This is a genomic window from Pseudomonas sp. DE0010 (genome assembly GCF_007680745.1).
Classification (GTDB): Bacteria; Pseudomonadota; Gammaproteobacteria; order Pseudomonadales; family Pseudomonadaceae; genus Aquipseudomonas; species Aquipseudomonas parafulva_B.
In genome coordinates, this window is record NZ_VEJQ01000015.1 from 93,876 (window position 1) to 118,516 (window position 24,641).

Below are 24,641 nucleotides of genomic sequence, written 5' to 3' on the forward strand. Positions count from 1 at the left end.
AGTCCTTCGGGGCGGCTTTTTGCTGGGGGCTTCAAAAGGGTTAATTCGATCAAGCGGCTCATTTTCTGGTTCACTGTGTACACCCAATGTGAAGCCGCGAGCCCGTCCGATGATCCAGCCTCCCCAGCGCACTGCCTTTTCCCACGTACATCCGATCCTGACCCGCGCGCAAGACAACGACGCCAACGGCCATATCGCCGGCTCGACCGTGCATGCGTACTTTGAAACGGCCATCCAGTCTTTTCTGATTGAACACGCGGAACTGGACCTGCGCGACGGCGAACTGGCGGCGTTCGTGGTCAGCTCGGCGGCAGACTTCTATGCCCTGCCGGGCTTTCCGGACGTACTGGAGGTGGCGCTGGGGGTGACGCGTCTGGCTGGGAGCACCGTGGAGTACCGGCTGGCGCTCTATCGCCCTGGTGAGGCCCAGGCTTGTGCGGCGGGGACGGTGGTGCAGGTATTCATTGACCGAGCCAGTGGCCAGCCGGTAACGCTACCGGCGCAATTGGCGGCGAGGTTAGCGGCGCTTGCAGAGCGGGCTCAATAAAAACCCCGCCATCAAGGCGGGGTTCTGTGCGCAGCGGCTACCCTGACTCATCAAGGGTGGCGATGGCGGCCGTGCTTGCGGTGGCCATAATGGTGACCACGGTCCCAGTGACGACGGTCGTCGTAGTCGCGGCGGTAGCGGCGATGGTCGCGGCGATCATCCTGATCGGCCTTGTTGCCCATGTAGTTGCCCAGGGCACCGCCTGCGCCACCGCCAGCGGCTGCACCAATGTAGCTGCCGGTGGTGCCACCAACGCTACGGCCTACTACGTTGCCACCTGCTGCGCCGAGCGCACCGCCGATGGCCGCTTCGCCGCGCTGACGCTTGTCGGCGCCGACCGCACTGCCGGCGGCGCCGCCCAGGCCTGCGCCAATGGCGCCGCCAGTGCTACCACCAATGGACTGGCCTACGACTGAGCCCAGTACCCCACCCAATGCGCCGCCAATGCCGGCCTCGGTGGAGCTGCCTGCCATGGCAACGCCGCTGAGCAAGCCAAAAGACAACAACAGAATCGAGGAGTACTTCTTCATTCAAGAGAGCCTCAGAGGGATGACGAGGCGAATGTGCTTCTATCTGCATCCAGTGGCAATGAATATCCGACGAATTGCACGGGTTGTACACAATTCGTCAACTCATTGATTTGTAAGTGAAACTTTATCTTTTTCCTGCGGTCTTATGCTCTTGTGACAGAGCCCTGATCCTGCATTGGACCAGGGCTTTTTCATTCAGAGAATTCGTCCGTCGTCCTCGGCGCGTTCCAGCCTGATGGCAATGAACTTGGACGTTGGCGTGTGGCTACCCTCGCCAATGCTCTCCAGCGGTACCAGCGGGTTCACTTCTGGATAATAGGCCGCTGCCTGCCCGGCAGGTATGTCGAACGCCAGCAGGGTAAAGCCGCGCACTCGGCGAACATGCTCATCCCCCCACAGTGAAACGATGTCGACCTTCTGGCCAGGCTTGAAGCCCAGCCGAACGATGTCGGCTTCGTTGGCGAACAACACGTCGCGCTGGCCGCGTACGCCTCGGTAACGGTCGTCCAGGCCATAGATGGTGGTGTTGTACTGATCGTGCGAGCGCATCGATTGCAATACCAAGTCCGGCACCTGGCCGCTGGCACGCACGCGCTCGTCAAGCAACGAATCTGGCAGCAGGTTGGCCTTGAAGTTGGCGCGGCCATTGGCCGTGGCCCACTCGCGCCGGCCGGCGCTATTGCCCAGGTAGAATCCCCCAGGCTGCCGCATGCGCTGATTGAAATCAGAGAAGCCTGCAATAGTGTCGGCGATCAGAGCTCGAATACGGTCGTAGTCGGCCACCAGCCATTGCCAGTCCACAGGGTGTTTGCCCAGGGTGGCAGCAGCGATGCCAGCGATGACCGCGGGCTCAGACCGCATCTGCCGGGACAGTGGCTTGAGCTGGCCGTTGGAGCCGTGGACCATGCTGAACGAGTCTTCGACGGTGACCGCTTGAGGCCCGTCCGCTTGCATGTCGATGTCGGTACGGCCCAGGCAAGGCAGGATAAGCGCCTGCTTGCCGTGAACCAGGTGGCTGCGGTTGAGTTTGGTGCTGATGTGCACGGTCAGTTCGCAGTTGCGCAGCGCTCGCGCCGTGCGTTCGGTGTCAGGTGTGGCCTGGGCGAAGTTGCCGCCTAGTCCGATGAACACCTTGGCGTGCCCCTGGAGCATGGCATGGATGGCTTCGACGGTGTTGTGCCCGTTCTTGCGCGGCACCGGGAAGCCGAAGCGCGCTTCGATGGCGTCGAGCAGGGCGGCCGGCGGACGCTCGTTGATACCCATGGTGCGGTCGCCCTGCACGTTGCTGTGACCGCGAACCGGGCACAGCCCGGCCCCTGGCGCGCCAATATTGCCGCGCAGCATTTGCAGGTTGACCAGTTCCTGGATGGTCGGCACCGAGTGACGGTGCTGGGTGATGCCCATGGCCCAGCACATGATCACGCGCTGGCTCCGGCAATACATGCGGGCGGCCAGTTCGATGTCTTCGAGTGCCAAGCCCGACTGCTGCTGGATATGCGCCCAAGGCGTGGCATCGACCACCGCCAGGTAGTCGTCCAGGCCGTGCCCGTGCTCGGCGATGAAGGCGTGGTCGAAGACCGCCGGCTCACCCTTGGCCTGCGCTTCACGCTCCCATTGCAGGGCGAACTTGGCCATGCCGCGCAGCATGGCCATGTCGCCACCCAGGGCCGGGCGGAAGAACGCGGTATTGGTGGGGCGGTCGCTGTTGGTCAGCATCTCCAGCGGGTTTTGCGGGTGCTGGAAGCGTTCCAGGCCGCGCTCCTTGAGCGGGTTGATGCACACCACCTGAGCACCGCGTTTCACTGCATCGCGCAGCGGGTCCAGCATGCGCGGGTGGTTGGTGCCCGGGTTCTGGCCCCAGACGAAGATCGCGTCGGCGTGCTCGAAATCCTCGAACGTGACGGTACCCTTGCCCACCCCCACGCTCTGCCCCAGCGCCACACCGCTGGCCTCGTGGCACATGTTCGAGCAGTCCGGGAAGTTGTTGGTGCCGTAGGCGCGCACGAAGAGCTGGTAGAGGTACGCCGCTTCGTTGCTGGCGCGCCCGGAGGTGTAGAACTCGGCCTGGTCAGGGCTTGCGAGCTTGTTCAGCTCTCGGCCGATGAGGGCGAACGCGGCGTCCCAGCTGATGGGCTGGTAGCGATCAGTGGCGGCGTCGTACACCATCGGCTCGGTCAGTCGGCCTTGGTACTCCAGCCAGTAATCGCTTTGCTGCAGCAACGAGGTGACGCTGTAGCGGGCGAAGAAGGCAGCGTCGACGCGGCGTTTGGTGGCTTCCCAGTTGACCGCCTTGGCGCCGTTTTCGCAAAACTTGACCATGCCGCTTTCAGGCGAGTCGCCCCAGGCACAACCTGGGCAGTCAAAGCCGCCGTTCTGGTTGGTCTTGAGCAGGGCACGGATGTTCTTCAGCGGGTTGTCGCTGCCAACCCAGGCTTTGGCCACGCTGCGCAGTGCACCCCAGCCGCCGGCAGGGCCGTGGTAGGGCTTGTAGCGAGGAGAGGAGGCTGGGGCGTTTTTCGGAATAGGCTGGTACGAGGTCACGGCTGTTACGACTCCGCCGCCGGGCTGTGGACCCGCGGTGCGCTGTGTTTGGGCAAATGAATGAGGTTGAGGTTGTGCCTGCGTGCCCATTGCAGGGCCAGGCCCGTAGGCGCCGACAGGCTGACCAGGGTCTGGATGCCGGCACGCAGCACCTTCTGGATCAATTCCAGGCTGCAACGGCTGGTGACGACGGCCAGGCCGCCGTCGCTGTCGATCCCCTGACGCAACAGTGCGCCGATGAGCTTGTCGAGGGCGTTGTGCCGGCCAATGTCTTCGCGGCCCAGCAGCAGTTCGCCATTGCGGTCCATGAACAAGGCCGCATGCACGGCGCCGCAGTGCTGGCCCAGCGGCTGGAAGGCGTCGATCCGCTGGCGCAGGCCGACCAGCCACTGGGCAGGGGGCAACGGTGCGCCCGGCAATTTGGCCAGGTCCGGCAGCGCCTGCTCCAGGGCTTCGACGCCGCACAGGCCACAGCCGCTGGTGCCGGCCAGTTGGCGGCGTTGGTTCTTCAGGTTCCAGAAGGCACGGCTGGAGATTTCCAGGTCTGCATACATCGAAGCGCCGCTTCCCGACAGTTTGACGTCGTAGATTTCGGCAGTGCTTGCAACGATGCCGCTGCCCACACTGAAGCCAACGGCAAAATCTTCCAGGTCGGTCGGGCTGACGAGCATGACGGCCTGGTTCAGGCCGTTGTACACGATCGCCAGGGCCACTTCTTCGGCCAGTGGCGTGCTGCCGGGCTGGCCATCGCCGAGCTGGACGTAATCATAGGTAGTGCTGGCGGCGGGCATGGCTAACGGTAACGAGGCCGCACACAGCGGTGGCTTGCTGTTCATCCAGGCGTGCTCTTGATCGGCGACGGGCGCCGGCTTACTGAGGCTACAAGCCTAGGCTTGCCTGCCGGCGACGTCTAATTGCTAGGGTCTATACCGTGATAGACCGCGTCGATAGGTCGCAGTGCGATGACCGATTGAGTCTTGGCCCAGACTTCATTGTCCAACGGTTTCACATCAACAAGGAGAGCGTCATGAGTCTATTCAGCTTTGTGAAGGAAGCAGGCGAGAAGTTGATCGATCTGCTAACCCCCGGCAATGCCAAGGCCGAGGAGCAGTTGAAGAAGCACGTTGAAAGCGTCGGGTTGGGTAACCCCAACATCACTGCCACCGTGGAAGGCGACAAGGTCACCCTCAAGGGCGAAGTGGCCAGCCAGGAAGAGAAAGAGAAGATCATTCTGGCAGCTGGCAACATTGAAGGCGTGGCCAGCGTCGACGACCAGATCACCGTCACCGGCCCCGTAGCCCAGGCTGCGCGCTTCGTGACCGTGGAGAAGGGCGATACCCTCAGCGCCATCTCCAAGAAGGTCTACGGCGATGCCAACAAGTACCAGAAGATCTTCGAGGCCAACAAGCCCATGCTGTCGGATCCGAACAAGATCTATCCGGGCCAGGTGCTGCGTATTCCCGAGTAACCGATAGGCCCATCCAGAGGCTTGTCATCGCAACCCGCGCCCATGGCGCGGGTTTGCGCTCAAAGACCGTTCAGCAATTCCCGATAGTCTTCGACAGCTGCGAACTCTGCGGTGTCTCGAGGCTGCGCCTGGCTGTCCGGCTGGCGCACCGCCAGCAAGTGGCCCACGCCGAATTGCCGGGCACTGCGCAAGATGGGCAGCGTGTCGTCGATGAACAGGCTGCGGGCAGGTTCAAAGCCGATATCGGCCTGCAAGGCATCCCAGAACTGCGGGCTCTCCTTGGGAAACCCGTAGTCGTGGGAGCTGATCATGCGGTCGAAGTAGGGTGCCAGTTCGATGCGTTCGAGCTTGAGCGAGAGTGAATCGCGGTGTGCATTGGTGATCATGATCACCCGCTTGCCTGCCTGGCCGATCGCGGCCAGAAAGGTATCGGCATCGGGCCGCAAGGCGATCAGGTCGGCGATCTCGCGCTTGAGCTCGCGGATCGGCAGGCGCAGCTCACGGCTCCAGAAGTCCAGGCAATACCAGTTCAAGGTACCGGCGTTGCGCTCGAACAGCGGTTCGAGTTCCAGCTGTGCCATCGCCCGGCTCACGCCGTGCAGCTCTGCATAGCGCTGCGGCAGGTGCTTCAGCCAGAAGCGGTTGTCGTAGTGCAGGTCAAGCAGTGTGCCATCCATGTCCAGCAGGACGGTATCGATGGCGGACCAGGGAAGAACAGGCATGGGAAACTCTCGTTCGGTCGGCAAGCCACGGTATAGTAACCCGTTCACGCCAAGGAGCCCCCCATGCGCCAGAAACCTACCGTCCTCAGCCGCGAGATCGTCGCCAGCAGCCGCCTGTTCCGAGTCGAGGCCGTCGAGTTGCGCTTCAGCAACGGCGTGGAGCGCACCTACGAGCGGCTGGTGGGCCGGGGCAATGGCTATGGTGCGGTGATGATCGTGGCCATGCTCGATGCCGAGCACGCAGTGCTGGTGGAAGAGTACTGTGGCGGGACTGACGAATATGAACTGTCGCTACCCAAGGGCTTGATCGAACCGGGCGAGGACGTGCTGGCGGCAGCTGACCGGGAGCTCAAGGAAGAAGCCGGCTTTGGTGCACGGCAACTGGAGCACCTGACCGAGCTGTCCCTGTCCCCGGGCTACATGAGCCAGAAGATCCAGGTGGTACTGGCCACCGACCTGTATGAGGAACGGCTGGAGGGCGATGAGCCGGAGCCGATGGGCGTGGACAAGGTCAACCTGCGGGAGCTGTCGGCACTGGCCATGCACCCGCAGTTCAGCGAAGGGCGTGCGCTGGCTGCCTTGTACCTGGCGCGTGACCTGCTGATCCAGCGCGGGGTACTGGCACTATGAACGATCAGCAATTGATGCAGGACGTGGTGGCGTTGGCGCTGTCGGCGGGCGAGGCGATCCTGCCGTTCTGGCGCGCTGATGTGGCCGTCGTCAACAAGGCCGACGACTCGCCCGTCACGGCTGCCGACCTGGCTGCACACCAGGTGATTGCAGAGGGCTTGCAAGTCCTGGCCCCGCACATTCCCGTCCTGTCCGAAGAAGACTGCGATATTCCGCTGGCGGAGCGTCAGAAGTGGCGCCGTTGGTGGTTGGTCGACCCGCTCGACGGCACCAAGGAGTTCATTGCCGGCAGCGAGGAATTCACGGTCAATATTGCCTTGATCGATCAGGGCGAGGTGGTGTTTGGGGTAGTATCGATGCCCACTTCGGGGCGTTGCTACTTCGGAGGACGGGCACTGGGTGCCTGGCGAGCGGAGCGGGGTGAAACCGCGCAGGCCATCCGGGTACGCGCCACCCCGCCTGCCGGATCGCCGTTCACCGTGGTTGCCAGCCGCCGGCACTCCAGCCCTCGGCAAGAGGCTTTGCTGAACGGGTTGGGTGCTGCTGTGGGGCCGCTTGAGCTGGTTTCGGTGGGCAGTTCACTGAAGTTCTGCCTGTTGGCCGAAGGCAGCGCCGACTGCTACCCACGCTTGGCGCCGACCTCCCAGTGGGACACGGCGGCTGCTCAGGGTGTGGTCGAGGGTGCCGGGGGCGAGGTGATTGAGGTCGACGGCCAACCCTTCCGGTATCCGGCGCGCGAATCGCTGCTCAATCCCTACTTCCTTGCCCTGCCGGCGGGGGCTGGCTGGCGAGAGGCCTTGCTTGGGCTTGTTTGACTGGCGAGGGCAAGTGTGGCGTTGGGGGTGGAAAACTGCTCATGGGTAGAGGTCCGAAGGGGCCGCTTTGCGGCTCCAGGTGCTCGGCGTCAAGGCCGCCTGTTGATAACCCGCGATCAACCCGCCGCTCACCTGTGCAACACATACTGCCCGCTGAACACCACCGCCGCTTCATCACTGCCAACATTGCTCACCGTCGTTTTCAGCACCAGCCGGGCCCGTCCACGCCGCTGATACATTGCCAGGAACCGCGACCAGTCCTTCTCGTCCGGTGCAGCGCAACTGGCCACGGCAGCACCGGTAACCGGCAGCGGGTAGCTGATCTGCCCCTCCTGAATGACGATATGCCCATCATCGATGCCCAGTTCCTGTAGCCGCAGGTGCAACCAGCCCCAGCCGGCCAGTACCGCTGCGCAGTAGAGGCTGCCGCCGAACATGGTGTTCTTGTGGTTGACGTTGGCGGCCAAGGGCAGTTGCAGGCGCAGGGTATGCTGTTGCCAGTCCAGTACCTCCAGGCCCATCTCCCGGGTCAATGGAATATCGGTGTGAAGCACTGTCTGCAGAGGGTGAATCGGCTCGCTCATCAACGGGTTTCCTCATGGTCGTCGTGGCCACCGCTACCGCCTTCGAAGCTCAGGCCATGCTTGCGCAACTTGTCGTGCAGCGTCTTGCGTGGAACACCCAGCGCTTCGGCAAGGCTACGCAGCGAGCCGTGCGGCTGAGCAAGTTCAGCCGTGATCAACGAGCGCTCGAAGTGCTCGACCTGCTCGCTCAGGTTGCCGGTGACCGGGGCGGGAGCGTGGGTTGCAGGCGGCGCCTGGCCATCGAGCGCCAGTTCCAGCCCGAGGGCGAAGCGTTCGGCCGCGTTTTGCAGTTCGCGCACGTTGCCCGGCCAGTCATGGCGCAGCAGCAAAGCCCGTTGCGCGGGTTGCAGGGCGTGCGGCCCCAGGCCATGGCGCTGACTGGCCGCATCGGCGAAATGCTGGAAGAGCATCAGGATGTCGTCGCCACGTTCGCGCAGCGGCGGAATGCGCAAGGGGGCGACGTTCAGGCGGTAATACAGGTCGGCGCGAAAACGCCCCTGGTCGGCGGCCTGGCGCAGGTCTTCCTTGGTGGCGGCGATGATGCGGATGTCCAGCGGTATCAGCTGATTGCCACCCAATCGCTCGACGACGCGCTCCTGGAGCATGCGCAACAGCTTTACCTGCACATCCAGGCTCATGCTTTCGATTTCATCGAGGAACAACGTACCGCCATTGGCAAATTCGAACTTGCCGATGCGGCGTTTTTGCGCGCCCGTAAAGGCGCCGGGCTCGTGGCCAAACAGCTCGCTCTCGACCACCGATTCGGCCAAAGCGCCAGCGTTGATGGCCACGAAGGGCCCGTCCCGGCGGCTCGACAGGTCGTGTAGGGCGCGGGCGACCACTTCTTTGCCAGCCCCGGTCTCACCAAGGATCAATACGTCGGCTCGCGTGCCGGCCAATGCGCCGATCTGCTCGCGCAGACGCTGCATGGCCGCAGACTGGCCCACCAAACGTGTGGCCAGTTGCTGGCGGTCGCTCAATGCCATGCGCAGGCTGCGGTTCTCCAGCACTAATTGGCGCAGTGCCAGGGCGCGGCGCACGCTGTCGAGCAGGGCGTCGCTGGCGAAGGGCTTTTCTAGGAAGTCGTAGGCACCGGCGCGCATGGCTTGTACCGCCAACGGGACATCGCCGTGCCCGGTGATCAACAGCACCGGCAGCTCGCTGTCCAGGCCATGCAGTTGTTCAAGTAGCTGCAGGCCGTCGATACCCGGCATGCGGATATCGCTGACTACAACGCCTGGCCAGTCTGCCGGGATACGTTCGGCCAGGCCATGGGCATCGGCCAATGCCACCACCTTGAGCCCGGCCAGGTCCAGCGTTTGGCTCAGGGCCTGGCGCAGGTGTGCGTCGTCGTCGACCAGGATCACCTGGGCGCGACAGTCGATCAGTGTCTCGGGGCTCATGCCGAAGAATCCTCTGAATTGGGCAAGGTGGCACCCGGTGGGGCCACGCGCATTTTCAAGGTCAGCAACGCACCGCCCTCGGGGTGGTTGGCCAGCAGCAGCTCACCCCCTAGGGTGCGCATCAGGCTGTCACAGATGGCCAGGCCCAAACCCAGCCCCTGGGTGCGGGTCTTGGTGGTGAAAAAGGGCTCCCTGGCATGCTCCAGTGCCTGGCGGCTGAAGCCGGGGCCGTTGTCGCGAATGTACAGATAAACGTAATCGTCTTGCTGTTCGGCACTTATCCACAGCCGGCGTGGGTTAGCCTTCTCGGTCAACGCGTCCAGGGCATTGGCCAGCAAGTTGCCCAGTACCTGGCGCAGGCGGGTTTCGCCCGCCTGCACCCACAGCGTGGCTTCCGGCAGGTCGCGCACCAGCTCAACCGCCATTGCCCGGCGACGTTTGGCAAGCAGGGCCAGGGCGTCGTCCAGGGCCGGTTGCAGGGCTACGCTCTCCGGAGCGTGGCGGTCGCGGCGGGCAAAGGCGCGCAGGTGGGCAATGATCGAGGCCATGCGCCCGGTCAGTTCGCCGATCAGTTTCAGGTTGCCGCGCGCGTCTTCGGTACGTTGGTGGTCCAACAGGATCTCGGCGTTTTCGGCATAGCTGCGAATGGCTGCCAGGGGCTGGTTGAGCTCATGGCTGATACTCGCCGACATGGTGCCCAGCACCGACAGCTTGCCTGCCTGCACCAGTTCGTCCTGGGCCCTCACGGCCTCCTGCTGGGCATTCTCGCGTTCGAGCACGGCGCTTTTGAGACGCGCATTGAGCCCTTCGAGGTCGGCGGTACGCTCGGCCACGCGCTGTTCGAGTTGCTGGCGCCCGCGGGCCTCGAAATCGATGCGGTCCATATAATGACGGCGCCGCTGCATCACCAGGCCGGTCAGCAGCACGATGACCAGCAGAGCGCCGGCACCGATGGCCGTGACCGTCTGCGCGGAGCGGTCCACCAGGATGCGCGGCGCAAGTATGCTGACCTGCCAGCCGGTTTCTGGAATGGCCCGGGTCTGGGTGATCCAGGCATCGTCATTGATCACCAGCGGCTGGGGGGCCTGGGTGGGGTACGGCTGGATGGCGATGATGGCCTGGCGCTCGGCCGCGGTCAGCGGCCGGGTAGCGCGAAAACGCCACTCCGGGCGTGACGTGAGGATGACCACGCCGTTGTGATCGGTCAGCAACAGTTGCTCGGGCGTGCGGCCCCACAAGGTCTCGGTATGATCGAGGTCGACCTTGACCACCAGCACACCGACGATGCGTTCGCCGTCGCGCACGGCGGCGGCGAAGAAATAACCCCGCTTCGCGGACGTGGTGCCCTGGCCGAAGAAACGACCGAGGTGCCCGGCCATGGCTTCGTTGAAGTAGGGGCGAAACGCGAAGTTGCGCCCCACGAAGCTGTCGTGTTTGTCCCAGTTGGACGCCGCCAGGGTGTTGCCGCTGACGTCCATGAGGTACATCACCTCGGCGCCGGTCTGCTGCACGATGTTTTTCAGCAGGCGGTTGGCATTGGTGACCGCTTCCAGGCGAAACGGGTCGGCCAGCACCCCGCGCAGGGCTGGCAAATCGCCAAGGATCTGCGGCAAGGTTTCATAGCGGTGCAGCGTGCCCAGCAGGTTGGCGACATACAGGTCGAGGGTCTGCCGGTTCTGCGAGGCCAGCTCTTGCCGGTAATAGCGCTCGGCCAGGTGATGCAGCGGCCACAGCAGCGGCACCAGGCACAGCGCCAGTAAGGCCAGGCTGCGCCAGCGAGGGCGGCGAGGAGGTGTGTTCTTGGCGATCATCACATCATTGCGTCAGAAAGTCTGAAGCAATTATGCGCTAGTTAAGGCAGCACTTGTGCTTCTGCCCACGACACGCCCAGCTTGTCCTTGTCTGAGAGCACAGGTGGCTGTTGCAGGCCCCAGTCGATGGCCAGTGTCGGGTCGTCCCAGCGGATGCAGCGGTCGGCCTGTGGGTTGTAGTAGTCGGTGGTCTTGTACAGAAACTCCGCCGAATCGCCCATCACCGCGAAGCCATGGGCAAAGCCTGCCGGGATCCACAGCTGACGATGGTTTTCCGCCGACAGGTGCACTGCCACCCACTGGCCGAACGTGGGCGAATGCCTGCGCACATCCACGGCCACATCGCGGATCTCACCCTGTACCACGCGCACCAGTTTGCCTTGGGTATTGGCCACCTGATAATGCAGCCCACGCAGCACGCCCCGGCCGGAGCGCGAGTGGTTGTCCTGGACGAACTCGACCTCGGCGCCGGTCAGCCGGGCAAACTCGCGGGCGTTGAAGGACTCGAAGAAAAATCCTCGGCTGTCGCCGAAGACCTTGGGTTCGATGATCAGCACTTCGGGGAGGGTAGTGGGTATCACGTTCATCGGGGAACACTCTGCATACTGTGCGTTATGACCCTAGCTGGCAGAAGCGTGCTTGTCCTGTCGAGCAAGGCGCGCGGCACTGCTCTGGCCAATGCTAGGGTGAAGGTTGCGCCTGACCGGCGTCACGTATTTGCCGATTATTATCGAAATATCGGGTCGGACTTATCAGGGTCATGCGGAATTATTCTGTTTCAACACGGATTTATATCGGTTATAAACGCTTTTTACGCCCATACCCTTCCGGGCAGGGCCATGACAGAGGTCAACGATGAAAACCCTCACTTCCACGCCCCGTGCCGATGGTTTCCACATGCCCGCCGAATGGGCCCCGCAAACCCAGGTCTGGATGGTCTGGCCCGAGCGGCCGGATAACTGGCGCCTGGGCGGCAAGCCGGCACAGGCGGCCCATGTCACCCTGGCCAAGGCGATCGCGCGCTTCGAACCGGTCACCGTGGGCGTCTCGGCCGGCCAGTATGAAAACGCGCGTCGCCTGCTGGACCAGCCCAATATCCGGGTTGTCGAACTCAGCAGCGACGATGCCTGGGTGCGTGATACCGGCCCCACGTTCGTGGTCAACGACAACGGCGAAGTGCGCGGCGTCGACTGGGACTTCAACGCCTGGGGCGGCTTCGAGGGTGGCCTGTACGCACCGTGGAACAAAGACGAGGCGTTGGCTGGCAAGGTGCTGGAGATGGAGCGCTGCCAGCGTTATCGCACCGAAGGGTTCGTGCTCGAAGGGGGCTCGATCCATGTGGACGGCGAAGGCACGGTGATCACCACCGAAGAGTGCCTGCTGAACCACAACCGTAATCCACACCTGAACCGCGAGCAGATCGAAGCCGTGCTGCGCGACAACCTCGCGGTCGATACCGTGGTCTGGCTGCCGGACGGCCTGTACAACGACGAAACCGATGGCCATGTCGACAACTTCTGCTGTTACGTGCGCCCAGGCGAAGTGTTACTGGCCTGGACAGATGACGTGAACGACCCCAACTACGCACGTTGCCACGCGGCCATGGAAGTGCTGCAGACCACCCGCGACGCCAGGGGGCGGGCCTTCGTCGTGCACAAGATGCCGATTCCCGGGCCGCTGTACGCCACCGAAGAGGAGTGTGCCGGCGTCGACCAGGTGTCGGGCAGCCAGGAGCGTGACCCTTCGGTGCGTCTGGCAGGCTCGTATGTCAACTTCCTGATCGTCAACGGCGGCATCATCGCGCCGAGCTTCGACGACCCGGCCGATGCCGAGGCCAAGGCCATACTGTCGAGCATCTTCCCTGACCATGAGGTGGTGATGATCCCTGGGCGGGAATTGCTGTTGGGCGGCGGTAACATCCATTGCCTGACCCAGCAGCAGCCGGCGCCTGTGCACCGTTGATGGCCCGTGGGGCGCGGCGAGGGAGTACGCTCGCTTCCCCACCCGGCGACGCCTGGCATGTGTAGTGGCATAGCTTTTGTATTGTTTTCAAACAGATAGCCCGGTATCACCGGGTTATCTGCTTGTAACACTACTTGCGTAGGTTAGCTGCTCACGGACCAGGAGTACGTGTAGAAATGAATGCAGCAAGTGAGTCGGCATTGCGCCCATTGGCAATAGACCATGCATCGCTCGAGCGTTTGGCGAAGTGGTTGAAGCACCATGGAAGCAGCAGGGTCAGGACGACCGACCCACGACGGCTACTTGCCGGGCGTTACCCCGAAGGGCTGATCAGCGAGGCTGAGCTTCATGCGTTGATGGCGGTATGGCGTTAGCCGCGATCCAACGTTCCTCAAACCCTGTAGCACACGGGCAGGGGCAGCCTCGCAAAGGCTGCCCCTGCTGACGTTCAGAAGCTGTAGGTGCCTGTGACAACCAGGCTGCGCGGGTCGCCGACCTGGATCTGCGCTGCACTGGTCGCCGAACTGTAGTAAGTCCGGTCGGCAATGTTGCTCAGCGCTGCCCGCACATCCCACTCCTGGGTGCGGTACCCCGCCAGCGCATCCCAGCGGCCATAACCTGGCAGGACCGTGGTGTTCTGGTTGTCGGCATACCGCTGACCGACCAGCGTCAGGCCTGTTTCTGCGTACCAGCCCAGTTCTGGTTTCCAAGTGACGAACAGGCTGGCGTTACGCTTGGCCACGTCATTGATCCGGTTACCCTGCTGGCCATTGTTGTCCTTGACGATCGTGGCATCTTGCAGACCGACCCCGCCACGCACGTACCAGTTGCCAACCACATTGCCCATGGCGGTCAACTCGATGCCGCGCGAGCGCTGCAGGCCACTGAGCAAGGTGACTTCCGGGTCAAGCAGGTCGCGGGTCCGACGGTTGTACAGCTCCAGTTCATAGACCGCCAGGGTGGTGGTCAGGCGTTGGTCGAACCAGTCGCTCTTCACGCCAACCTCCTTTTGCCGCGTCAGCTCGGGTGCTGTCTCGTTGCTGTTGCCCGGTGCGCCCGGCGTTATACCGATCAGGCCACCGCCTACTGGCGAGAAGGTCTTGCTCCATGACGCATAGAACGAGTGGTCCTGCCACGGGGTATACACCACCCCGATGCGAGGGCTGGTAGTGCGACTGCTCTGTTTTTCGGACAGGCTGCGCACCTTGTTGGTGGTCTGAACGTCGAATTCATCGAAACGCACGCCTGCCAGCAACTGCCATTGATCGTTCAGGCGAAGCTGGTCTTGCAGGTACAGGCCTCGGCTTTGCACCACGGTGTGGTTATTGCTCGACATCATCATGCGACCGTTGTGCTGCCTGCTCCGGTCAGGGTCGTACAGGTCCACGGGCGGCACAGGCCTGCCGCCGGCGTTTGCCGCAGCCGCGGTGTACAAAGTGGGGTCGCGGCGTTGGCTGCCGAATTCCAGGCCCAGCAGTAGCGTGTGCCCCAGGCCCAGTGTGTCGAAGGTGCCTTCGGCTTCCAGGGTATTGAACAGGTTGCGGGTGTTCAGGTCCTGCTGCCAGCGCTGGCGCGTCACCGTGCCATTGCCGGGGTTGTAGGCGGTGGGGTAGGTGTTGTCGAATTCGCTGTCGAGCTTGAACAGGCTTAGGGTATGACGCAATTGCCACGCATCGTTGAGCTCGTAGTTAAGGCGCGACCGCAAGGACTGCGCCTGGTCATCGATGAAGTCACGCTGCGTATCGCCGTAGGTCGTGCTGCGGCTGACATGCGCGGGGCGACCATCGACGCCGGGGATACCGCGGTCCGGCGTGCGGTTGAAGCGGCTGTACTCGTATTGCATCAGCCAGTTCAGCGCCGGCGTGACCTGCCAGCTGACCGAGGGTGCGAACAGCTGGCGGCTACCGTCGACACCGTCACGGAAACTGTTGTTGTCCTGGTTGCCCATGTTCAGGCGCAGGCTGACCGTGTCGCTGGGGTCTGCGCTGAGGTCGGCATACAGGCTGCGCAGGTCCTCGCTGCCTGCCCGTGCCTCCAGGGTGGAGCGACGGCCTGCCTCGGGCGCCTTGCTGATGCGGTTGACGATACCCCCCTGGCCGCCCCGCCCATACAGCACGGCCGCAGGGCCTTTGAGCACATCGACCCGTTCGATGCTGTGCAGGTCGCGGATGTACTGACTGTCATCGCGCACGCCGTCCAGGTAGAAGTCATTGCCGGCTTCGAAGCCGCGAATGCGCACGCTATCGAAGCGCGTGTCGGCACCACTGCTGACGTTGGGGATACCTTCGAGTGCCTTGCCCAACGTGTTGCTGCCGTAGTCCAGCACCTGCGAGGTCTTGACCGTATCCACGGCCTGCGGCACGGCGCGTACGGCGGTGGCGGTTCGGGTCGCAGTACTGACCTCACGCACCCGCGGGCTGTCTTTGTCCCGCTCGCTGTCGGCGGTGACGGACAGCTCAGGCAGTGTGGTAGTGGCGGCACTTGTGGGGCTGGCAGCCAGCAGGCATGAAATGGAGAGCGTGATAGGAGCGAGGCGGGAAGGGGCAGGCATGGCGCGCGTTTGACCGGGCAGTAATGAAGGCGCGAATGATAATGGGTGCTATTTGCTAATGCTCGACTATTCTGGTTTCTGGATTTTTACGTTTGTATCACTTTGTAACTATCTAGAATGGGTGCTAAGTGAACTTGTCGCCTTGATCAAGATGAGTTTTCAATACCGAGAAGGAATATCCTCCTACAGCTTTAGTTCTAAAGAAAATGCCTCATGAGCGCCCGGTTTTTTAGTTATATCAACCTGCATTTCACGTTTTTTTGACATTTGTAATCGCGCGCCGCTAGGATTCGGCCACGCCTGCTGGCCAATCCGTTTGGCCATGCTGTTGCCAGGGCCGGCCGCGTTTACCGGCAAAGGGCCTTCTGGCAGAACCTGCATAGCGTCGAACCTACGAAGGGGCGTTGGTTCATGGCGTCATTACGCAGCGCGTTTTCGATCAAGAAATAAGGAAAATAACATGTTGAATACCAGGATCAGCCTGGTCGCCCTGGCGATGATCGCCGCGACCCAGGCCCAGGCCAATGACCAGGCTGCCAGCAACGGCTTCATCGAGGACAGCCACGCCAACGTCCTTCTGCGCAACGCCTACATCAACCGTGACAAGAAGCACGGCACCGATGACCAGATCGAGTGGGGCCAGGCCTTCATCGGCAACTTCTCGTCCGGCTTCACCCAAGGCACCGTCGGTGTCGGCGTCGATGCATTCGGCCTGTACGCCTTGCGCCTGGACGGCGGCAAGGGCCACAACGGTGGCGGCGGCGTCGACTTCTTCAAGCCGCACGAGACCACCAACGCCGAGGGCAATGCCCGCTCGCCGCACAACCTGGCCCGTGCCGGTGCCGCCGTGAAGTTCCGCATTTCCAACACCGTGCTCAAGTACGGTGACCAGATGCCTGCACTGCCAGTGCTCCAGTACGACGATGCGCGCCTGCTGCCGGAAAGCTTCACCGGCACCCTGATCACCTCCAAGGAAATCGAAGGCCTGGAGCTGAACGCCGGTCGCTTCACCCAGGAAGCGCGCAAGAGCGCCGAACGCCGTGATGGCGGTGGCCTGAAGTCGATCAACGTGTTGGGCGGTAGCTACAAGTTCAACGACAACTTCACCGCGTCGCTGTACACCGCCGACACCGAAGACGTGATGAAGAAGCACTACCTGGGCCTGAACTACGTCTATGCCATCGCCGACGATCAGTCCCTGACCCTGGACTTCAACGGCTACAAGTCGAGCATCGACAACAAGTATGTGCGTGAAGCGGGCCTGAACGGTGACTCGAACACCATCTGGAGCCTGGCTGCTACCTACGCCTACGGCGCCCACTCGTTCACCCTCGCTCACCAGCGCAGCACCGGTAGCACCGGCTACAACTACGGCTGGTACCAGAACCAGGGCGGCGTGGGTGACGGTGGCTCGACCATCTTCCTGGCCAACTCTTACTGGTCCGACTTCAATGCCGAGGACGAGCGTTCCTGGCAGCTGGGCTATGGCCTGGACTTCGGTGCCTACGGTATCCCTGGCCTGACCTACAAGCTGGCCTACGTGGTGGGTGACAACATCAATACCCGCAACGTCGCCAACCCACAGGGCTTCGGCGAAGGCAAGGAGCGCGAGATCTTCAACCAGATCCGCTACGTGGTCCAGGAAGGCCCGGCCAAGGACCTGTCGGTCAAGCTGCGCAGCTCGTTCCTGCGCACCAACAATGCCGTGCGCCAGAACGGTTACAACGACGACGGCAACGAAGTCCGCGTATTCGTCGAGTACCCGATCAGCATCTTCTGATCCGGTCACCCACGCAGGCCACCTTCGCACCGCGTGCGCCGGTGGCCTGAGCCCACGGGCTGCCCACGTCTAGACAGGCAGCTCGATGGTCACGCGCAACCCGCCCCCCTCACGGTTGTGCATCCGCAACGCCCCCCCATGACTGGTCATGATCCGCTCGACGATACTCAGCCCGAGCCCATACCCGCCGGATGCCTGGTTACGCGAACTCTCGCCACGTACGAAGGGTTCGGTAACGGTCGCCAGCAGGTGCGGCGCAATGCCTGGGCCTCGATCCTCGACGTGAACCAGCACCCGTGGCCCTACGCGCTCCACCGACACACTCACCTGACTGGCATAGCGCAGTGCATTGACCAGCAGGTTTTGCAGACAACGCTGCACCATCAGGGCATCGACGCTCACCACCCCGCCATGACCGTGCACAGGGATGGGTTCGTCGGCAGTGGCCAGCTCCGCACACTGGCGTGCAACCAGGCGATCAATGTCGACCGGCTGCAGGTTTTGCTGCTCACCCGCACGCAGGTAGTCCAGCACCTGACCGATCATGTCGTCCATCTGGGCGATGTTCTGCCGTAAACGCTGCCGGTGTTCGTCATCGGGCATGCGCTCCAGGCGCAGGCGCATGCGCGTCAGCGGGGTGCGCAGGTCATGGGAGACGGCGGCGAGAAAGTAAGCCTTGTCGTTGACCATGGCGATCAGGCGCTGCTGCATGGCGTTGAAGGCTTGCGCGGCCTGACGAACCTCGTCGGGGCCGTCGAGCGCCAGCGGCGGTTGTTCCAGGTTGCTGCCCAGCGCCAGCGCTGCGTCCGCCAGGCGGCGTAGCGGACGCAGGCACAGGCGCACGGCAATCAGGCACACCACCAGCACGGCGACAATGCGCAGCGCATACACCCGCAACAGGTAGTCGCTGATCAGCAGCCAGGCGGACTCGCCGCTCCAGCCTTGCAGTTCCTGCCCGTCGATGGTCAACCAATGCCCGTCTGCCAACGGCACCGCAAACTGAAGATGGGCCTGGGCCGTGCGCAGGCCGAACAGGCTGCGCCAGACGATCGGCTGGCCCAGTTCGTCGGTCAACTGCACCTTCATCAAATGCACCTGCGGCTCACGGCCAAGCTCGTATTTCAGTGCCTGGTGAAGCAGCAACTCGACCCGTTTGCGCCCGCGCCGCTCGTCCTGCTGCGGTGAAGGCAGCTGCTCGGCGCAGCGTAACTGGTAATGGGCCGGCACCTTGAGCACGCCGGCATGACAGCTGGCCTGCTGGATGAGCGGTGCGCTGCGCGCCGCAATCAAGCGCACGGGGGCTTCGAACACCTGGGCGAAGCGCACATCGAACCAGATGCTGCTGGACATCAACTGGATGGCCAGCGTGCCGCCCACCATGATCAGCATCAGCTGCCCGAACAGCGTGCGCGGCCACAGTCGGCGAGCCCAGCGCATGTCAGGCCGTGGCCTGGCTCTGAGCAATGCTCAGCAGATAACCTTCATTGCGGATGGTGAGGATCTGCGCCACATCGCCGGGCGCATGGCGCAAGTGCTGGCGCAGGCGGCTGACGCACATGTCGACCGAGCGGTCGTCGGGCAGGTGGTCGCGGCTGAAGGCACTGCGCGTCAACTGGTCGCGAGACACCACACGGTTGTTGGCTTCGAGCAATTCGCGCAGCACCCGGTAGTCGGAGCGCGGCAAGGTCAAGGTCTGCCCATCGGGGCGCGTCAGCAGGCGCTTGATGTGTTCCAGGCGAAAGCCTGCAAAGACATGAGCTTCGACCTGGGTCGGCTCCTGTACGGCAGCCTCCAACCGATGGGGCCTGCGCAGCACGGCCTTGATCCGGGCAATGAGTTCCCGGGGTTCGAAAGGCTTGGCCAGGTAATCGTCGGCCCCTACTTCCAGGCCGATGATGCGGTCCAGTGCACTGCCCTTGGCCGACAGCATGATCACCGCCAGCCCCGGCAGGGCCTGTAACTGACGGCACAGGCTCAGGCCATCTTCACCGGGCAGCATCAGGTCCAGCACCACAAGGTCTACCTTTTGCCGCGCCAGGTGCTCGTGCATCTGCTTGCCGTCGGCAGCCGCCAGTACGGCATAGCCTGCATCGGTCAGGTAATCGCACAGCAGCTCGCGAATCTCGTCGTCGTCATCAACAACCAGCAGGGTTGTGCTCATCTGAAAAAACACCTGTGAGGCGGGCGTCATTAGCGCCCATTACGTTGCATTACATCCCCGTACATGTCGGGTGTAGAGCCCGGAGGACTGATCCCTAGAATCCTAACAAAAAATCATCTGCAAATACGAAGCCTTCCCAAATGAATCCCTCAAGCATCGCCAACACCTTCACCACGTTCACCTGTGGCGGCACTCGCCTCAAGCCCATTGCCTTCTTCGTCGGCCTCGCCATCAGCGGTAGCGTCATGGCCGCCGACAGCGCACCCTTGGTGCTCGATGCCACGCAAATCGAAGACAGCGCCCTGCTGCCCCAGGACGATGCCGGCCAGCTGGGCTACACCGTCGAACGCACGCGCAGCTCCACCGGCCTGGCGCTGACCCCACGGCAAACGCCGCAGTCGGTCACCACCATCACCCGCCAGCAGATGGATGACCGCGCCATCCACAGCATCGAGCAGGCGCTGGAGACCACCCCAGGGGTGACTGCCAGCAAAGCCGAAGTGGGCGGACGCACCGATTACCGTGCCCGTGGCTACTCCATCACCAACTGGAAAATCGATGGCCTGCAGGCACCCGGCGCGTCGGACTTCAGCGGTAGCGGCAACGCCCTGAACATGGACCTCTACGAGCGCATCGACATCGTGCGTGGTGCCAACGGCTTGCTCGGCGGAACCGGTGACCCGTCCGCCACCATCGACCTGATTCGCAAGGCGCCCACTCGCACCTTCGGCGGCAGCGCGTACGCCACCTACGGCAGCTGGGACAAACGCCGCCTGGGCGCCGACCTGAATCTGCCGCTGTCCGAAGACGGCCGCCTGCGCTCGCGTTTCGTGGTGACCCAGCAGGACGCCAACTCGTTCCGTGACTACCAGTCCGACCGTTCACGCGCGGCCCTGGCCAACTTCGAGTTCGACCTGGACGATGCCACCACCCTGGGCGCCGGCTACCAGTACGAGTACAACAAGGTAGTGGGCGGCGGTTGGGGCGCGAACATCCCCATCTGGTACCGCGACGGCAGCAAGACAGACCTGCCACGCAGCTCCAACCTGGTACCGAGCTGGAGCTTTGGCGAGTACACCACCCGCACCGCCTTCGGCTCGCTGGTGCACCGCTTCGACAACGACTGGTCGCTGGACTTGAAGGCGTCCCAGAGCACGACCGATGCCCTCAACCACCGAGGCCTGGGCAAGGTCAACTCCGCAGGGCGCGGCCGCGGGTTCGGGGGTTACTGGGATCAGGACGGCAGCGGCGCTGTGCTCAACGGCCTGCACAGCTCGAGCGACACCACCCAGCAGTCGGCGCAGATCGACCTGTCTGGCCCGTTCCAATTGTTTGGCCGTATTCACCAGGCCATGGTCGGCTACAACGACAGCCGTAGCGTGCAGTGGTCTCCGGAGTACCGTTGCAGCATGGTCGGTGGCGGCAAGGTCACCGATCCAGTGGTGGGCTGCCTGTTCCGCGCCAACAACGGCTTGCCCATCAGCGACTGGCGCAATGGCGTGAACGGAGACTATGACATGCTGGCTTCGCAGACCGGCAAGCACAGCAAGACCACCACCCGCCTGCAAGGCATGTACGCCGCGACCCGTCTGAGCATCACCGACCCGCTGTCGGTGATCCTGGGCGTGCGCACCACCGACTACTCGGCCATCACCCGCAGCGTGAATGCCGAGCGCACCAGCCAGGAAGAAAACGGCGTCGTGACCCCCTACCTGGGTGCGGTCTACGACCTCAACGACACCTACTCGCTGTACGCCAGCTACACCGACATCTTCAACCCGCAAACCCAGGAAACCAGCGCTGGCAGCCGGGTCGAGCCGATTCGTGGGCAAAGCTACGAGACGGGCATCAAGGGCGCCTGGTTCGACGGTCGCCTGAACGCCTCTGCGGCGTACTTCCGCACCAAGCAGGAAAACAAGGCGGTGCTGGACGGCGGCCTGTCGACCCCGACCGGTGGCGATGCCTACAAAGCAGGCTCAGGCCAGGAAACCGACGGCATCGACCTGGAAATCGCCGGCGCCCTGACCCCGGACTGGAACGTGTACGCCGGCTACACCTACCTGCACTTCCGCCGCGTTGACAGCGACGGGCGCAGCGACCCTTCGCACCTGTTCAAGGCCTCCACCACCTACCACCTCAGCGGCCCACTCGACCGCCTGACCGTAGGCGCCGGCGTTACCGCGCAATCCAACATTCGCGCCATATCCAGCCCGGCAGGCCAGCCTGTCAACGGCGTGAGCAGCGGTGCCACCGACGTGAACTGGTCCGGCTACGCCATCTGGAACGCCATGGCCAAGTACCAGGTGACCGATGACACCAGCGTGACCCTCAATGCCAACAACCTGTTCGACAAGCACTACTACACCCGCTACGGGTTCTACGCAGGTGCCGTTTACGGTGACCCGCGCAGCTTGTCGCTGACCGTCAACACCACCTTCTGATCCACGTCCCAAGGACAAACACCTCACCCGCGCCGAGCGGGTGAGGTGCTTCATGCAGGGCTGAAGGCGTAGTCAGAGGGTGGGGGGCTTTGCGTTATCCACAGCGGGCGGCTCGAACCGGTCATCGAAACTGTCCCAGTCCTCGCCGAACAGCTCCACCGGGTGCATGGTCCGGTCGGCACCATTGCCGCACGCCAGCGCCTTGGCCGGGCAATACAGATCGCAGCCCCAGCAAATGCGCTCGGGGTGGCTGGGGCGCTTCGGGAATTTCTTGGCCATGAGGTGCTTCCGGCAAGCAGTACATGGCCTGAGCCTAACTCTCCCGGCTCTGTTCGGGTTGACCGAAGTCAAGAACCAGCCAATGGGCATCCTGATCATCAGCAGTACTTTTGGCCTCAGAAAACAGGCAGAAACTTCTACGCCGCTTGCCTATATAGCGTAAGGTGGGCGTCCCGATCCGTGAACTGTTCCTGCACAAGACCCCACTAAGCACTTAGCGGGGCGATGACGCGTTGCTCAACGGCACCTACCCGTAGGGCTTTCCTCAACTATTCTCAGCAAGGACTTGAACGGATCGTGACAGCTCAGCATGACGTTGAACGGTATTCGGGAGAGGTATGACCCTGCAAAAACGTAACAACGTCCAGGTAGCCGGCGCGGGCGACGTGACCCTCGTTCTGTCCCATGGCTTCGGCTGCGACCAATCCATGTGGCGGCTGCTACTGCCGCACTTTCTCGAACGTTTTCGGGTCGTCACCTACGATTTGGTCGGAGCAGGGCGCTCGGACCTCAGTGCCTACAAGCACGACAAGTACTCCACGCTGTGGGGCTACGCCAGCGACCTCAACGAAATCATCGACGAATACGCCCAGGGCCCGGTCATCGTGGTCGCCCACTCGGTCAGCGCCATGATCACTGCCCTGGCCGAACGCCAGCGGCCAGGCCGCCTGATTGGGCTGGTCATGGTGGGCGGCTCGCCCTGTTATGTGGACGATGAGGCCTACACCGGCGGTTTCACCCCCGATGAAGTGCACGACCTGCTGACCACCCTCGACGAAAACTACCTGGGCTGGTCCAGCTCCATGGCCCCCGTGCTGATGGGCACCCCCGGCCAGCCGGCCCTGGAAGAGGAACTGGCCAGCAGTTTCAGCCGCACCGACGCCCAGATCGCCCGGCATTTCGCCCGCGTGATCTTCCTGTCCGACCACCGCAAGGACGTGACCGGCCTGCAACTGCCTACCCTGATTGTGCAATGCACGGGCGACCCCGTGGTGCCCGTGGCAGTGGGCAAATACCTCAAGACCGTCATGCCGAGCAGCCAGCTGAGCATTATCGAGAACATGGGCCATTACCCCCAGCTGAGCGCCTCAGGCGCTTGTGCTGCCGCGATGGACCAGTTCTTCACCCACCTTGGCCTCGACCATGGATAACAAGGAGTTGTTGTCTACCCAGGCCTTCTTCGAGCACGCACCCTGTGCCCTGGTGGTGATGGCGCCCGACGGCACCCTGGTGCGCTGCAACCAGACGCTGGCTGACTGGCTGGGATACGACAGCGCCACCCTGCATGCGATGAGTTTCGACCAACTGCTGCCCGCCGACGGCCGCGTGTTCCTGCTGACCCACTGGGGCCCATTGCTGAACATGCAAGGGTCCATCTCCGAAGTGAAGATTGCCCTGCGCCACCGCGACGGCCGCAAGCTGCCCATGCTGCTCAGCGGCGTACGCCGCGAAAGCGATGACGGCATTCGCTACCACCTGGCGCTGTTCAGCGCCCTCGAAAGCACCAGCAGCGGCAAGGCCGCCCTGGAAGCCATGCAACGCGCCGAAGAAATGCTGGCGCAGAAGATAGAAGCCGAAAGCGCCCTGCAACGCGCCCAGGCCGAACTCGCCGCCGCCTACCAGGAAGTGCAGCGCCGCGCCGTCTTCTCCGAACAGATGGTCGCCATCGCCAGCCACGACCTGAAGAACCCCCTGACCGCCATCCAGATGGCCGCGTCCATGCTCAAGCGCGACCTACCCAACGACCGTGCGCGGCGGTTACTGACCGGCATCGACAACTCGACCGAGCGCGCGCTGCGCATGATCGTCGACCTGCTCGACTTCGCCTCAGTCAGGCTCGGCCCCGGCATGACCATCCGCCGCGAGCGAGTGGACCTGGTACGTGCCGTGGATTATTCGATAAGTGAGCTGAAGGTGGCCTTCCCTGACGCACAGATTCGGCACTACGCCCGCGGCCGGCGCGTGGTGCAGGTCGACCCGGATCGGTTGCAGCAGGTGATTGGTAACCTGGTGGCCAATGGCGTGGCCTATGGCGACCTTCGCTACCCCATCACCCTGACCACGGACTTCTCGGATGACGGGGCGGTGGTGAGTGTGCATAACCATGGTGCTGCGATCGATGACGCGCTACTGCCCACGTTGTTCGAGCCGATGACCCGAGGCAGCGATTGCCAGGACACGGTGCGGTCGGTGGGGCTGGGGTTGTTTATCGTGAAGAAGATTGCCGAGGCGCATGGGGGGAGTGTGAGCATGTGCTCGGATGAGGTGTTGGGAACACGGGTTGAGGTTTGGTTGGGGTGAGGGGCGTTGGGCGGGTGCGTTCAATGAGCCGGGAATCCGGGGGTGTCAGAAATTTTGTGTTCGGGCATAACATGAGTAAGAGGTGCATGTATGCCAACCAAAAAGAAACCCCTGC

Annotated in this window: 22 protein-coding genes; 10 read left to right on the top strand and 12 right to left on the bottom strand. The window is 63.1% G+C overall.

Features of this window, described 5'->3' with window-relative positions:
* Positions 1-109 precede the first annotated feature (109 nt).
* Complete coding sequence (locus tag FS767_RS13340; RefSeq protein ID WP_144966138.1) at positions 110-547, top strand: thioesterase family protein; 438 nt, start codon at positions 110-112, stop codon at positions 545-547.
* Between the two features lie 50 nt (positions 548-597).
* On the opposite strand, the gene FS767_RS13345 is transcribed toward FS767_RS13340, so the two are convergent.
* The 3 genes from FS767_RS13345 to fdhD all read right to left on the bottom strand — a co-directional run bounded on the left by FS767_RS13345 (position 598) and on the right by fdhD (position 4,454).
* Positions 598-1,077: a glycine zipper domain-containing protein gene (locus tag FS767_RS13345; RefSeq protein WP_144966140.1), complete on the bottom strand. Its 480-nt coding sequence runs from the start codon at positions 1,075-1,077 to the stop codon at positions 598-600.
* 195 nt (positions 1,078-1,272) lie between these two features.
* On the bottom strand, positions 1,273-3,618 hold the full coding sequence (locus tag FS767_RS13350; protein ID WP_058637085.1) for an FdhF/YdeP family oxidoreductase: 2,346 nt from the start codon (positions 3,616-3,618) through the stop codon (positions 1,273-1,275).
* Positions 3,619-3,623: 5 nt separating this feature from the next.
* A complete protein-coding gene (gene fdhD / locus FS767_RS13355; protein ID WP_144966142.1) occupies positions 3,624-4,454 on the bottom strand; it encodes a formate dehydrogenase accessory sulfurtransferase FdhD in 831 nt (276 codons plus the stop codon).
* A gap of 191 nt (positions 4,455-4,645) precedes the next feature.
* Here fdhD and lysM point away from each other — a divergent pair, with 191 nt between their 5' ends.
* The gene (gene lysM, locus FS767_RS13360; protein WP_144966144.1) at positions 4,646-5,086 is read left to right on the top strand and encodes a peptidoglycan-binding protein LysM; all 441 of its coding nucleotides are present in this window, start codon (positions 4,646-4,648) and stop codon (positions 5,084-5,086) included.
* A 59-nt stretch (positions 5,087-5,145) separates the two neighbouring features.
* On the opposite strand, the gene yrfG is transcribed toward lysM, so the two are convergent.
* Entirely contained in the window at positions 5,146-5,808 is a 663-nt protein-coding gene (yrfG, locus tag FS767_RS13365) for a GMP/IMP nucleotidase (protein WP_144966146.1), read from the bottom strand.
* A 63-nt stretch (positions 5,809-5,871) separates the two neighbouring features.
* Between yrfG and nudE the strand changes: the two genes are divergently transcribed.
* Together nudE and cysQ are read left to right on the top strand one after the other, a co-directional pair.
* A complete protein-coding gene (gene nudE, locus FS767_RS13370; protein ID WP_023535727.1) occupies positions 5,872-6,438 on the top strand; it encodes an ADP compounds hydrolase NudE in 567 nt (188 codons plus the stop codon).
* Positions 6,435-7,253: a 3'(2'),5'-bisphosphate nucleotidase CysQ gene (gene cysQ, locus FS767_RS13375; RefSeq protein ID WP_144966148.1), complete on the top strand. Its 819-nt coding sequence runs from the start codon at positions 6,435-6,437 to the stop codon at positions 7,251-7,253. The genes nudE and cysQ overlap by 4 nt, the downstream gene beginning before the upstream one ends.
* A 128-nt stretch (positions 7,254-7,381) precedes the next feature.
* On the opposite strand, the gene FS767_RS13380 is transcribed toward cysQ, so the two are convergent.
* Genes FS767_RS13380 through rfbC form a run of 4 tightly spaced genes read right to left on the bottom strand, consistent with a single transcriptional unit; the run spans position 7,382 to position 11,638 of the window.
* Complete coding sequence (locus FS767_RS13380; protein WP_144966150.1) at positions 7,382-7,837, bottom strand: YiiD C-terminal domain-containing protein; 456 nt, start codon at positions 7,835-7,837, stop codon at positions 7,382-7,384.
* Positions 7,837-9,240 (bottom strand): sigma-54 dependent transcriptional regulator, encoded by a 1,404-nt coding sequence (locus tag FS767_RS13385; RefSeq protein ID WP_144966151.1) that lies wholly within the window; start codon positions 9,238-9,240, stop codon positions 7,837-7,839. The genes FS767_RS13380 and FS767_RS13385 overlap by 1 nt, the downstream gene beginning before the upstream one ends.
* On the bottom strand, positions 9,237-11,051 hold the full coding sequence (locus FS767_RS13390; protein WP_144966153.1) for an ATP-binding protein: 1,815 nt from the start codon (positions 11,049-11,051) through the stop codon (positions 9,237-9,239). Before FS767_RS13390 ends, FS767_RS13385 begins: the two co-directional genes overlap by 4 nt.
* Before the next feature lie 41 nt (positions 11,052-11,092).
* A complete protein-coding gene (gene rfbC / locus FS767_RS13395) occupies positions 11,093-11,638 on the bottom strand; it encodes a dTDP-4-dehydrorhamnose 3,5-epimerase (RefSeq protein WP_144966155.1) in 546 nt (181 codons plus the stop codon).
* A gap of 268 nt (positions 11,639-11,906) precedes the next feature.
* Here rfbC and aguA point away from each other — a divergent pair, with 268 nt between their 5' ends.
* Both aguA and FS767_RS13405 read left to right on the top strand, forming a co-directional pair.
* Positions 11,907-13,013 carry an agmatine deiminase gene (gene aguA / locus FS767_RS13400; protein WP_144966157.1) on the top strand — a complete coding sequence of 369 codons (1,107 nt, stop codon included), beginning with the start codon at positions 11,907-11,909 and terminating at the stop codon, positions 13,011-13,013.
* A 176-nt stretch (positions 13,014-13,189) separates the two neighbouring features.
* The gene (locus FS767_RS13405; RefSeq protein WP_081322894.1) at positions 13,190-13,387 is read left to right on the top strand and encodes a hypothetical protein; all 198 of its coding nucleotides are present in this window, start codon (positions 13,190-13,192) and stop codon (positions 13,385-13,387) included.
* Between the two features lie 74 nt (positions 13,388-13,461).
* Here FS767_RS13405 and FS767_RS13410 read toward each other — a convergent pair whose 3' ends face one another.
* The gene (locus FS767_RS13410; RefSeq protein WP_144966159.1) at positions 13,462-15,564 is read right to left on the bottom strand and encodes a TonB-dependent siderophore receptor; all 2,103 of its coding nucleotides are present in this window, start codon (positions 15,562-15,564) and stop codon (positions 13,462-13,464) included.
* A 460-nt stretch (positions 15,565-16,024) separates the two neighbouring features.
* On the opposite strand from FS767_RS13410, the gene FS767_RS13415 reads away from it, so the two are divergent.
* Positions 16,025-17,344, top strand: a complete 1,320-nt coding sequence (locus tag FS767_RS13415; RefSeq protein ID WP_144966161.1) for an OprD family porin — start codon at positions 16,025-16,027, stop codon at positions 17,342-17,344.
* 69 nt (positions 17,345-17,413) lie between these two features.
* Here FS767_RS13415 and FS767_RS13420 read toward each other — a convergent pair whose 3' ends face one another.
* On the bottom strand, positions 17,414-18,781 hold the full coding sequence (locus FS767_RS13420) for an ATP-binding protein (RefSeq protein WP_144966163.1): 1,368 nt from the start codon (positions 18,779-18,781) through the stop codon (positions 17,414-17,416).
* A 1-nt stretch (position 18,782) separates the two neighbouring features.
* A complete protein-coding gene (locus tag FS767_RS13425) occupies positions 18,783-19,505 on the bottom strand; it encodes a response regulator (RefSeq protein WP_058638936.1) in 723 nt (240 codons plus the stop codon).
* Between the two features lie 140 nt (positions 19,506-19,645).
* Here FS767_RS13425 and FS767_RS13430 point away from each other — a divergent pair, with 140 nt between their 5' ends.
* Positions 19,646-21,946 (top strand): TonB-dependent siderophore receptor, encoded by a 2,301-nt coding sequence (locus FS767_RS13430; protein WP_144966166.1) that lies wholly within the window; start codon positions 19,646-19,648, stop codon positions 21,944-21,946.
* 72 nt (positions 21,947-22,018) lie between these two features.
* On the opposite strand, the gene FS767_RS13435 is transcribed toward FS767_RS13430, so the two are convergent.
* On the bottom strand, positions 22,019-22,225 hold the full coding sequence (locus FS767_RS13435) for a DUF3079 domain-containing protein (protein ID WP_144966168.1): 207 nt from the start codon (positions 22,223-22,225) through the stop codon (positions 22,019-22,021).
* A gap of 338 nt (positions 22,226-22,563) precedes the next feature.
* Here FS767_RS13435 and FS767_RS13440 point away from each other — a divergent pair, with 338 nt between their 5' ends.
* Positions 22,564-23,376, top strand: coding sequence for an alpha/beta fold hydrolase (locus FS767_RS13440; protein ID WP_144966171.1), 813 nt, complete (start codon positions 22,564-22,566; stop codon positions 23,374-23,376).
* Complete coding sequence (locus FS767_RS13445) at positions 23,369-24,526, top strand: HAMP domain-containing sensor histidine kinase (protein ID WP_144966173.1); 1,158 nt, start codon at positions 23,369-23,371, stop codon at positions 24,524-24,526. The genes FS767_RS13440 and FS767_RS13445 overlap by 8 nt, the downstream gene beginning before the upstream one ends.
* Positions 24,527-24,641: the final 115 nt, after the last annotated feature.